The sequence below is a fragment of the Paenibacillus sp. GbtcB18 genome, from assembly GCF_019091125.1.
Lineage (GTDB): Bacteria > Bacillota > Bacilli > Paenibacillales > NBRC-103111 > Paenibacillus_F > Paenibacillus_F chitinolyticus.
Genome location: NZ_JAGXJX010000798.1, coordinates 1 through 240, shown reverse-complemented (window position 1 = coordinate 240; position 240 = coordinate 1). Strand labels below are relative to the sequence as shown.

Annotated in this window: 1 protein-coding gene; it reads left to right on the top strand. The window is 35.8% G+C overall.

The window, feature by feature from the left end; all coding sequences use genetic code 11:
* Position 1: 1 nt before the first annotated feature.
* Positions 2-240, top strand: a 239-nt coding sequence (locus KVT34_RS31000) for a hypothetical protein (RefSeq protein ID WP_217563371.1), incomplete at its 3' end; no start/stop codon positions are given.

Sequence of the window (240 nt, the reverse complement as noted above, 5' to 3'; positions counted from 1 at the left end):
AATCGTTGCTTCCTGTGAGAAGGAGATGCAGGAAATTGAATGGAACGGAGACAAGTTTGACGTACAACAATTTGTTGAACTGTGGAAACAATATTTATATACAAAATCAACTTGGATTAATAAAGTTGATGACAAGTTGAAAGAACATCCAGATCTCCATCAAGCGTTAGCAGTGGAGGTGAATGAAAAAATTAACGAGCTTATTAATGAAGAGCCGGCTGTAGAGCAATTAAAAAGTTT